General features: G+C 62.5%; 7 protein-coding genes. 1 reads left to right on the top strand and 6 read right to left on the bottom strand.

Going from position 1 to position 11054, the window contains the following annotated elements; all coding sequences use genetic code 11:
• Positions 1 to 458: DUF4166 domain-containing protein (locus RGD00_RS19725; protein ID WP_310458986.1), on the top strand; the 458-nt coding region annotated here is incomplete at its 5' end.
• 292 nt (positions 459 to 750) lie between these two features.
• Here RGD00_RS19725 and RGD00_RS19720 read toward each other — a convergent pair.
• The 6 genes from RGD00_RS19720 to RGD00_RS19695 all read right to left on the bottom strand — a co-directional run bounded on the left by RGD00_RS19720 (position 751) and on the right by RGD00_RS19695 (position 10863).
• Entirely contained in the window at positions 751 to 1695 is a 945-nt protein-coding gene (locus tag RGD00_RS19720; protein ID WP_310458985.1) for a hypothetical protein, read from the bottom strand.
• Positions 1696 to 2826, bottom strand: coding sequence for an AAA family ATPase (locus RGD00_RS19715; protein WP_310458984.1), 1131 nt, complete (start codon positions 2824 to 2826; stop codon positions 1696 to 1698).
• Complete coding sequence (locus RGD00_RS19710) at positions 2823 to 3944, bottom strand: DUF262 domain-containing protein (protein WP_310458983.1); 1122 nt, start codon at positions 3942 to 3944, stop codon at positions 2823 to 2825. Before RGD00_RS19710 ends, RGD00_RS19715 begins: the two co-directional genes overlap by 4 nt.
• A 279-nt stretch (positions 3945 to 4223) precedes the next feature.
• Positions 4224 to 5150 (bottom strand): DUF2493 domain-containing protein, encoded by a 927-nt coding sequence (locus RGD00_RS19705; protein WP_310458982.1) that lies wholly within the window; start codon positions 5148 to 5150, stop codon positions 4224 to 4226.
• Positions 5151 to 5494: 344 nt separating this feature from the next.
• Entirely contained in the window at positions 5495 to 6541 is a 1047-nt protein-coding gene (locus RGD00_RS19700; RefSeq protein WP_310458981.1) for a DUF7146 domain-containing protein, read from the bottom strand.
• Positions 6541 to 10863: a strawberry notch-like NTP hydrolase domain-containing protein gene (locus RGD00_RS19695; RefSeq protein WP_310458980.1), complete on the bottom strand. Its 4323-nt coding sequence runs from the start codon at positions 10861 to 10863 to the stop codon at positions 6541 to 6543. The genes RGD00_RS19700 and RGD00_RS19695 overlap by 1 nt, the downstream gene beginning before the upstream one ends.
• Positions 10864 to 11054: the final 191 nt, after the last annotated feature.

Genomic DNA, 11054 nt, shown 5'->3' with positions numbered 1-11054 from the left:
CACCTCCAACGCTCATGCGCCCGGAGAATGGCCCGGTCAGATCAGAAGCGGCAGGAGGGGATCAGCGTCGCGCTTACGTCGAAGTCACCAAGACCGTCACTGCGAAGGGCGAAACCTGGCAGAGGCGCTTCGGGAGCAGCATCTTCCGCTCGCACCTTGCCCCCTCGGACCAGGGCATGACCGAGAGCTTCGGTCCCTTCACCTTTCGTCTCGGCCTGAAAGTCGAGGCGGGCGCCTTGCACTATCCGGTGGTTTCCGGCCGGCTCGGTCCGCTGCCCCTGCCGCGTTGGCTGCTGCCGGTCTCGATCGCGCGAGAACAGGCCCTCGACGGCCGGTTCTGCTTCGATGTGAAGATCCTCGCGCCGGTGACCAAGGGTTTGCTGGTGCATTATCGAGGGTGGCTTGCCGAAGCAGGGTCGGAAGCTTTGGCTGAGGCTGACAGGGCTGAGATATCGTGACACCTGGCGCGGGATTGGATTCCGAGCAACGTGCCGTGCCGCAGGGCAGAATTGAGCAAACCCGGCCGAGGTGTGCGTCTCGTCCGGCAAGCAGGGCGGCGCCGGCCCATAGCCGGCCGGTCGAGACTTGTTGATGCTGCGCGGCCGCATCCCTGAAAGCTGACACTCGGCCTACGCCGCAGCAATATCTAGGCAACGATGGCAGGGAAGCAGACTGAACCAAGCGCTTGGTGCTTTCCCAAGGGATGATATTGCCCTTCGATTGCATTCATCACTCGACACTCCCCATCGCCTACCACTTTGTCAATTTCTCCCCAAAATACAGCACTTTAATGTAGCTCTGCCCCACAGGCACCGGCCATTGAAAGTGTAGGCGAAATTGGGGAGTTTTGACTTTTCCGTGCCAAGAGCAATAGATATCGTCCCCGTTCCTGTTGTCGCGAAAAATGAACACATGCTTGTCCTGCGGCTCTTCGTCGGAAAACAACGCCTTGCCGCCCTGGAAATAGTCCTCGAGCAGTCTTAGGGCAGGTTCGGACAGGCCGCCATCGCTGCCGATACCTCCCGCGAGATCGTCGAGCACCTTGAGCAGCACGAATCCACGACGAACGACATTTCTATGGAAGGGGTGTTTCTTAAGGCCCGAGGTGAAATTCTGCTCGTCGATCATGAGATTGGGATAGCGGTTGATGCAGGCGGAAATGAAGTTGTCCCAGCTCTCAGGCTCCACTTCGATCGAGCTGTCCAAAGCGTCTAGCCCAGCCAAATCCCAATAATTGACCACCGAGGCGATCCAAAGCGGCTCACCAGGCAGGCCCTGCAGCACCTCCAAAGGCGATTTCTCGAACCGGGAAGACAATCCGTGGCTCAGGCTGAAGGAAGACGCGGCCTCGCCGACGAGAAGCTTCCGCCCGGCAGCGCCCAAACCCTGATCGGTGACATCATCCTCATCCAACCACCAAAGGTCATCCGCGGTTTCTATCGGCTCATCATCGGAGAACGGACCGCTCTTTCCAAGCCAGTTGAGAAGTAGCGCCCGTTCCGTCTGGCGCGCGGCAGCGATTATGTTGACCAACGACGTAGTCCCGACAGCAGGCCTAGAAAGCAGTCCCCGCGAGACCACCAACCTGAATCTTCGCTTCTGAGCCTTTGCGAAGATACCAAGAAGCGCGCCAACGGCCTGCTCGCGCGTGTCGAATTGGCCTCCAAGCGACAGATCGTTCAGGTGGAGATCCATCTAACCCAACAGCCCGAGAAGTTGGCCAAGGTCGCTCTCTGCCTGGTCGAAAAAGCCCGGCGGCCAGCGATCAATCTCGCCGCTATCGTCAATATTCAGCTTCTGAACACCATGGTCCTGTTGGGAAGCGCCGCCGAAGAAATATATTGCGGCCTGGCTTGGAGCCAATGACCCCTGTTTGATGGCAAGGCGGACGCCATTGAGGAAATGATCGCTATGGGTTTCGACCAGCATGCGTACACCTGCTGCCGCGAACCGCGCGACGATCTTCCCCAATTCCGATTGGGCGCGTGGGTGAAGATGCGCTTCCGGACTATCCACGATCACCAGTTGTCCAGGCCGGGCGGCCAGCATCGCGACGATCAAGGGAAAGGCGTAGGTCAATCCGAAGCCGATGTTTCCCGGCCTCACCCATCCCGAGGATCCAAGTGCGAGATCTAGCCTGATCAGATCGGACCCGAGCAATTGATCGGTATTGGCCATCGCCCCGGGGAAAAGCTGCGACAGATAGGCATCAACCTGGCCACGCACGGTGGTGCGTTCCTCGCCCGGCTGCCGACGCTCCTCGGGGACTTCCTCATCCGCGATCTGAAAATGCCAATAAGGCGCGAACTCCCCCGATTTCCCCACATCACCAAAAGGTGTCGTAATCGGTGGGGACGGCCATGCGGTGTTGGAGAACAGCCGCGAAGCACCCAGAAACGTCAATCCACAGACCTTCTCGCACAAGGCCGATGCGGCATGGCCAAGGGGCGCCGCGACACCGATTGTGTCAAGGGCTACGCCATCGGCAGAGAACCGTGCCTTCTCGACCTTGAGGTAGCGGACCCTGCGCTCTGCCGTCAGGCTCCACATCGCTTGGACGCCATCCTCTTCGAAAGAGATCGCGATACGTCCTTGGCTCGCTGATCTCGCAACCTCATGTGCGGTCCCCAGATGCAGCAAAGGTCCGTCCAGATCGATCCTGTCGCCATTGGGTGCGATGCGAAGCGACTGGCTCACCAGAAGCAGGGTCTGAATCGCGGAGGACTTTCCCGCGCCGTTGAATCCGGTAAAAAGTGTCAGACCCGAAAGGTCGAGTTCAAGGTGATCAAAGCACTTGAACCCCTCGACGGACATACGAAAGCTCATAGCAAATATCCTGCGAATTTCGCCAATGCCTTTTCGAACCGGCCCGTGACCTGGTTCCCACTGTTCGTCGAGTAGCTGACCTGGAAGACGAATGCATCGTCCTGCATGAGGGAGATCACCTTGCTTTTGAAGCCAGCTTCATCCGCCAATAGATTATTCTCGCTTATCTTGGCGAAACAGACAGAGAAGACATCGAACATGGAAATATTCAGCGGGGTACGCGGTGCATTGGGATTATTTTCCCTCAGCGATTTCCGAAAGGCTTGCAAGCCGAAAAGACGATAGTTCCACTTCATGGAGTGCCGGAAACGGTCCTGCATTTCACCAAGTTCCGAGGGGGAAGCTGAATTCATATGCGCAAGCGCCCGCGCCAAGAACTCGTCCATCTCACCGCTCACATAGGACTCGTGGCCCAGAGAATAGAACGCGGCGAAACGGTTTATGGCTTCTCGATCCCGCATGGTCTTTGACTTCAAGGAACCTGCGTTGACCTTCTCAAACTCCTCCGAGGCAGCCTGATCCCGCAGCCATTGCGTCGCATTTCCCGAATAAAGCGCGTTGCGCATCTGCTGACGGGTGAGCGGCGACCCGCTGTTCACACGGTCGAATATATCGAGGCGAGCAGCCTCGGGTGCCTTCCTGTCGAGAATGTAAAGTACCAGCTGTGTGTCTTCGATCCGCTCTTGTAGCCTCGGCTCTAAATCCTTGAAGAACTTGCCGTCCAAGTAGTGCGGAGGACCTTGCTTGGGACTCAGGCCACTAAGCTTGAACTCGTTCTTTAGGAACCGTGAGAAGGTCGTTAGGCGCTGAAGCCCGTCGACAACGATAATGCGGCCATCGGTCGCCTCTGCCACGTAGAATACCGGAAGTGGAATGCGCATGACGCAGCTCTCAATGAGCTTTGACTGCTTCTCGACGTCCCAAACGAATGCCCTTTGGAATTCGGGATCCATGATGTAGCGGCCTTTGCCGATGCGTTCCACAACCTCGCGAGCGGAGCGCGTCTCGGTTCTGACCATTACGTCTTCCAGAGGATAATCCGTACGAGATGCCTCTGGGTCCATGTCGAGCCCCTCGACATCGTCCTTGTCCGAATCGGCAGTCGACCCGTTTACCATCCTGAACTCCCTTCCGTCTGCTCCAGACGTATCATACTTCGTCGGTAGAGGAAGCCCGACGCGCTGCAGCGGCACCTAACGGCATCACAAATCTATCTAACAGGTATCAGGCGGCTTTCCGCACCCCAGAACCAGTACAAGTTCACCTCGTCGAGCGTTATATGACTGACCGCTTTCACGGTTTCGTTGCTCGTACCACGCTGCGCAGCCATCAGGCTGCTTCCCGCCCATCCCAACGGATGCAGTAGGCTACACGGCCCTTTCGAATAGGTGCAGCGCTCACGCGCTGCCCTCCGCGAGGCGGTAGACCGGGATGCCCATCTTGCGGGCCTTGTCGGCCAAGTTTTCCTGGATGCCGGTTCCGGGGAAGATGATGACCCCGATCGGCATCGTGTCGAGCATCCGGTCGTTGCGCTTGAAGGGCGCGGCCTTGGCGTGTCTCGTCCAGTCGGGTTTGAAAGCGACCTGCGCGACCTTGCGGTTGTCGGCCCAAGTGGCCGCGATGCGTTCCGCCCCTGTCGGCGAACCTCCGTGCAGGAGCACCATGTCGGGGTGCTTGGCATGAACCTGATCGAGCCTGTCCCAGATCAGCCGGTGATCGGTGGTGTCCCCGCCCGAGAAGGCAATCTTCGGCCCGGCTGGCAAGAGCACCTCGTTGTCGGCCCTGCGCTTTGCGGCGATGAAGTCACGGCTGTCGATCATGGCCGAGGTCATCTGGCGATGGTTGACCCGTGATCCGGAGCGCGGCGACCAAGGCGTGCCGGTGGTGCGCAAGAACAGGTCGGCGGCAGTGTCGCGGAAGGTCTCCATGCTGTCGCGGCGCTCGATCAGGTTTAGTCCGATGCCGATCAGGGTCTCCAACCGGACGGACTTGACCTCGCTGCCGTCCTGTTCGCGCTGAAGGCGCTTCTGGGCCTGCTCGTTATCGTCGAGTTTGCGTTCGATCCGCTCGACAGCGCGGTGGAAGGTGTTGACGGTGGACCACAGGAGCTCGTCGAGGTCAAAATCGAGGCTGGTGTCGGCCATGGTAGAGATCAGGGCGTCGAAGATGTCGGCAACCGCGCCCTGGATGGCGGTGTCCTCGGGCGTGATCCGGGGATCGGCCTCGCCCTCTGCTGGACGGTAGCCATAGAGTTCGAGCGCTTCGATGACATGGCCGGTGGGAGACGTGCTGTGATCGGGTTCGAATTCTTCATGGGCATACATGGGATGTGTCCTTCGGCTGGACCGCGACCGTCGCGGCCTTCATGGCGACGACAAGCCCACGGGCGCTCCGGCCTGGCAGCCCGAGCCCTTTGCGAGGGCCTTGATGGCAAAGCCCGGCTGATTTGCTTCGCGCTGTAAAGGCGGGGGAGACGGGGTCCCCACGCGACCTGTCGCGTGGGGTGGCGGGCCGTCGACGGAAATCAGTCGGGCGCCGCCATTGCCGGGCCGGAGCGTTTGTGGGCCGCTCGCCCTCTCAAGAAGGCCAAGGCGCGGTCCCCTTGCCGAGGTGCCGCAACCCCTTGCCCATGGCGGAATCGGTTATCCCCGATCACGGCCCTCTCTGGCTATGGTGCGCGCGGCATGAAACGGCTGACGTCCTCGGGGGCGATCTGCACCCGGTTCTGCGCCCGAAGCGCCTCCAGTCCGAAGCTGACGAGATCGTCGTTGAAATCTCCCAGCATGGGCGAAAGCGTGATCGCCTCGATCCCGGCTCCGATGGTCCTGTCCACCAGGCTGTCCCGTGCGGCGTCACCTGCCGGATCGTTGTCGCGGACGATGTAGAGCCTGCGCAGTTGCGGCGGGAACAGGATAGCAGCGAGATGTCCGGCCGAGAGTGCGGAGACCATCGGCATGATCGGCAATGCCTGGCGCAGCGAGAGAATGGTTTCGATCCCTTCACCCGCTGCCATGACATCCTGCACCTCACCAAACCGGACAGCGTTTCCGAGCAGGTCCCCCATCGCCTTCCTCGGCGGATCGACTGGCGCTTTCCCGGAGCCGTCGCGGAGGAGCCAGGTGCGATGCGCGCCGGTGATCTTGCCATCGAGGTCGGTCACCGCGGCAATCATGGCGGGCCATGCCTCTGTCGGCCCATCGCCCTCCGGCCGCCAGTAGCAGGTCGGATGGAAACGCAGATTTTCGGTTCCGCGTAAGTCCATAATGCCGCGTGTCCGCAAATACGTCTCTGCGAGACTGCCGGCGAGCGGTTGCGTCATGCGCCAGAGGCGACGGGCCGCCTCGGACGATCCTGATGGTGCTTGCGGTGTTCGGGATCGGTGGGACTTTGGCTCCGGTTCGGGATGCGGCAGGCTTAGGAAGCGGCGGGCTTCTTCGGCGACATCCGCGAAGTCGATGAGGCCGAGGCTTTCGCCGATCACGTCGAGCAGATCGCCATGCTCGCCGCTCTGGGCATCGGTCCATTTTCCAGCCGCACCCTTACCGGCCTCAGGCCCGGTCAGACGGACGAACATCGAACGACCGGGCGTGTTTCGTACATCCCCGACCTGCCAGTAATTGCCCTGCTTGCGCCCGTTCGACAGATAGTGGCGGCACACCGCCTCGGCCTCTCGGCCGAGACGCTGCGCCAGTTCGGAAGCGTTGAGACGTGCCATTACGCGGCCTCCCGCTCTGAAATGCGCTCGACGGGGAAGCGGTCGAGCAGTTTACCGATGACCGCCGGGCCGGTTGCATCGACGGGCACGAAGAAGCGCAGCTTCCAGGAGATGATCTCGCTGAAGAGCCCATAGGCCCGCAGGCGTTCGCGCATTGCGTCGGTGAAGCCGGTCAGTTCGATCCGGTTCGCGCCCATGACCCGGACGCGGCGCAGTTGCAGCCTCTCGGCGAGATCAAGGATCGTGCGACCTCCGAGCAGCGCGGCATAGGCGGCATCCGGGGTCAGGCTGCCGGTGACGCCACTGGTCGAAGCATTAGCGGCCCATGCCGGCGAGACACGGCGACCGATGATGCGTTCGCCCTCATCGGTCTGGAGCCGGTAGACCCGGGAGGAGTCCTGCGGCAGGCGCTTCCAGATCGGCAGCAGCAGCCCGGTCACCATATGCAGGATGCTGTCGGTGAACTCCGGCACTTCGTCCATCTCGGCCTGCCATGCCAAGGCGAAGGCAGCGCGCTCGGCCTCGACCCAATGGGTCTCGCCCATCGCCCGCACGGGCATGTTCATCGCTTCCATCGGCCGGATCAACCGGACGCGACGTTCGATCTCGCCATCGTCCAGCATGACGCTGGTGGTCGGGACCTGCACCGCAACCCGGCCCGACCGCTTGTTGACGAGCAGCTTCGCGCGCAGATCATCCAGTTCCGCCAGGGCCGCATCCAGCGTGACCGGCTGGTTGCGCTTGCGCTCGGTCAGGGTAAGCAGCCGGGTTTCGGCGCCGGTGCCCGGATGGGTGTGGATCACCTGCCGGTCGGTGACGATAAAGCTCTCTGCGCGCAGCGTCTCCAGCCCCATGTCATAGGTACCAGACGCAATCGCCCCGTCGATCCGGGCCTGCAGAAGCTGTTCGAAGGCCGAGAACAGGATGCCCTGCAACTCGATGGTCAGAGCCAGCAGGCGATTGAGGAAGGTCGTGATCGGCGGCAGGTCGTCCTTGATGCCGTTCGCGTCCATCAGCTTCAGCCCGGTGGCGGACTCAAACCGTTCAAGCGAGCAGCCCTCGACCTTGCCGCGCACGATCAGCAGGTAGAGCTGGCGCAACGCATCGCGGGCATAGGCGGATTCCAGATTGTCCTCGGGCCGGAACAGTCCCTGACCACCTGTCTGGCGCTGGCCGCGGGTGATCGCGCCCAAGGTGTCGAGGCGACGGGCAATCGTGCTGAGGAACCGCTTCTCGGCCTTCACATCCGTGGCGATGGGCCGGAAGAGCGGTGGCTGCGCCTGATTGGTGCGGTTGGTGCGCCCGAGCCCCTGAATAGCGGCATCGGCCTTCCAGCCCGGCTCCAGCAGGTAGTGCACCCGCACGCGCTGGTTCCGCGCCAAAAGGTCCGCGTGATAGCTGCGCCCGGTGCCCCCCGCATCCGAGAAGACCAGAATGCGCTTCTGGTCATCCATGAAGGCCGAGGTCTCGGCAAGGTTGGCGGAGGGCGCGCGGTTCTCGACGACCAGGCGGGCCGATGCGCCTTCGCCCTTTCGCACGATGCGCCGGGACCGCCCCGTGACCTCCGCCACCACATCCGTGCCGAAGCGCTGGACGATCTGGTCGAGCGCGCCCGGAACCGGCGGCAACGAGCCGAGTTGTTCGAGCATCTCGTCGCGCCGGGCCACGGCTTCGCGACTCTCGACCGGCTGACCATCCCGGAACACCGGCCGCGACGATAGATTGCCTTCGCTGTCGCTGAAGGGTTCGTAGAGCTGCACCGGGAAGGAATGCTGCAAGTACGAGCTGACATATTCCCGCGGCGTGACATCGACGGAAATGTCGTTCCATTCGTCGGTCGGGATCTCCGCCAGTCGCCGTTCCATCAGCGCCTCGCCGGTGGAGACGATCTGGATGACCGCAGCATGGCCCGCCTCAAGATCAGCGTCGATCGAACGGATCAGCGTTGGAGTTTTCATCGAAGTGAGCAGATGGCCGAAGAAACGCTGCTTGGTGCTCTCGAAGGCCGACCGCGCTGCGGATTTAGCCTGGCGGTTCAACGTGCCTTCACTGCCGGTGATATTGGCCGCCTCCATCGCCGCGTCCAGGTTCCCATGGATCACGGCGAACGCCGCAGCGTAAGCATCGTAGATGCGGCGCTGCTCGTCGGTGAGCAGGTGCTCGACCAGTTCGTATTCGAGGCCATCATAGGAAAGCGAGCGGGCGGTGTAGAGGCCGAGGGACCGCAGATCGCGGGCCAAGACCTCCATCGCCGCAACGCCACCGGCTTCGATCGCCTCGACGAATTCAGCGCGGGTCTGGAACGGAAAATCCTCGCCACCCCAGAGACCGAGCCGTTGTGCATAGGCGAGGTTGTGGACGGTCGTGGCCCCGGTTGCCGAGACATAGACCACGCGGGCATCCGGCAGGGCATGCTGGAGCCGCAGGCCTGCGCGTCCCTGCTGCGAAGCGGCGATTTCGCCGCGGTCTCCCTTGCCGCCACCGGCATTCTGCATGGCATGGCTTTCGTCGAAGATGATGACCCCATCGAAATCTGAGCCCAACCATTCGACGATCTGCTTGACGCGCGAAACCTTCTCGCCGCGGTCATCGGAGCGCAGCGTGGCATAGGTGGTGAACAGGATGCCTTCCGACAGCGTGATCTTTGCGCCTTGAGGGAAGCGCGACAGCGGCGTGACCAGCAGCCTCTCCATGCCGAGCGCCGACCAGTCGCGTTGCGCGTCCTCGATCAGCTTGTCGGATTTGGAGATCCAGATCGCCTTGCGTCCGCCGCGCAGCCAGTTGTCGAGAATGATGGCGGCGGACTGGCGGCCCTTGCCAGCACCGGTTCCGTCACCGAGCATGAAGCCCCGTCGAAAGCGGATCGATCCGGCAGCATCCTCTGGCGCGGCGCTCAAAGTGTCGAAATGCTCGTCCACGGTCCATGCGCCGGCGAGATGATCGGCATGGGCTTCCCCGGCATAGATCACCGTTTCAAGCTGGGCGTCCGACAGACGCGCGCGGATGTCAGCGGGCAGCATGGGGCGGTAGGACGGCTTGGGCGGTGCAACCGAGGCCATGGCGGAGGATTGCACCAGCTTGGTTGGGTGCGGCTCGGCGCCGGGGATGCGCAGCGATTGCAGCGCATATTCCTCATAGATCGCGTCCGACAAGCGCGCGCCCTCGGGCGGCGCCCAGTCCACGGTCTCATACTCGAGCTCCACCCCCTCGGGATCGGACGCTGGTGCGGCGGCGGGTCGGGACGCTGTGGCGCGAGCGAGATAACCGCGCACGGTCTTCGGGGCAGCCGCCGGCTCGGAAGAAGCGACCTTCGGCAGCGACACCGGCAAGCGCAGCGGAAGCTGGCTTTCGATCCAGCCGAGCAGCGTGGCAACGTCGGGTGCGATCCCCGGCGAGGCCGGGAAGACTGACGGATCGTCGGCGGGCAACTTGTCGATGACGGTCAACCGCGTGTCGATGCTGGTGCCGTGCCTGGAAAATACCGCGCCATCGATGGCCGCGGTGAAGACCACGCGGCCGCGGTCCTGCAGGCGCATGAAGGCATCGCGCCAGGTCGGTGCCTCCGGTCTGAAGTTTGCCCCGGTGATCGTGACCAGTCGTCCACCGGGGGCGAGCCGGGCCAACGCCGAGGCGACATGACGATACGCAGCATCCGCCATCCGTCCCTCGACATTGGCCATGACCGAGAAAGGTGGGTTCATCAGAACTACAGACGGCATGGCGTCAGTGGCCAGATAGTCGTCGATCTGGGCGGCGTCGAACCGGGTGACGGGAAAGGCCGGAAAGAGGGAAGAGAGAAGATCGGCGCGGGTCTCGGCGAGTTCGTTGAGGATCAGCGAACCGCCGACGCTCTGGGCCAGGATCGCCATCAGGCCGGGGCCGGCCGAGGGTTCCATCACCACGTCATCGGGCGTGATCGCGGCCGCGGTCAGGGCGGCAAGGCCAAGAGGCAGAGGTGTGCTGAACTGCTGGAAGCTCTGGCTTTCCTCGGTGCGGCGGGTCTGCGTGGGCAGCAACCCCCCGATTTTCTCCAGTAGCCTGAGCCGGGAAACCGGAGAGCCGGCTTTGCGGAACAGCGCCTTTCCGTATTTGCGCAGGAAGAGAACCGTGGCGACCTCGCAAGCCTCATAGGCGAGCTTCCAGTCCCAGGCGCCACTGGCGTCGGAGGCGCCGAATGCGCTTTCCATGGCACTGCGGAGGTCCACGGTATCGACGCGCTGGCCGCGTTCGAGATGGGGAAGGAGGAGATTGGCGGCGGCCAGGATCGCGGGTGCGGCGCCGAGCGGCGTGACCGGATCGGTCACGGGAGACGAGATGTTCATGTCGGGGATCCTCGGAGAGCAGGAGGGACAAGCCCGGACAGCGCTCTCTCTCAACCGCCGGGGCTCACCCCGTCCCGGCGCCCCTCTCTGCCTCGGCACCTCATGCCCCATCACCTCGCAGACCCGAGGGCGACAGCGCTCCGCCATCAACTTTCGTAAAACCTCATTGATTGTAATCAATATTCATGAGA

The organism is Ruixingdingia sedimenti, assembly GCF_031432425.1.
Classification (GTDB): domain Bacteria; phylum Pseudomonadota; class Alphaproteobacteria; order Rhodobacterales; family Rhodobacteraceae; genus Ruixingdingia; species Ruixingdingia sedimenti.
Note: the sequence above shows the minus strand (reverse complement) of the source record. Positions and strands in the feature narration are given on the sequence as shown.

What these genes read in the sequence shown, in the direction of transcription:
- RGD00_RS19705 (WP_310458982.1), bottom strand. Translation starts at nt 5,150, where the DNA reads ATGTATGCCCATGAAGAATTCGAACCCGATCACAGCACGTCTCCCACC.
- RGD00_RS19720 (WP_310458985.1), bottom strand. Translation starts at nt 1,695, where the DNA reads ATGGATCTCCACCTGAACGATCTGTCGCTTGGAGGCCAATTCGACACG.
- RGD00_RS19715 (WP_310458984.1), bottom strand. Translation starts at nt 2,826, where the DNA reads ATGAGCTTTCGTATGTCCGTCGAGGGGTTCAAGTGCTTTGATCACCTT.
- RGD00_RS19695 (WP_310458980.1), bottom strand. Translation starts at nt 10,863, where the DNA reads ATGAACATCTCGTCTCCCGTGACCGATCCGGTCACGCCGCTCGGCGCC.
- RGD00_RS19700 (WP_310458981.1), bottom strand. Translation starts at nt 6,541, where the DNA reads ATGGCACGTCTCAACGCTTCCGAACTGGCGCAGCGTCTCGGCCGAGAG.
- RGD00_RS19710 (WP_310458983.1), bottom strand. Translation starts at nt 3,944, where the DNA reads ATGGTAAACGGGTCGACTGCCGATTCGGACAAGGACGATGTCGAGGGG.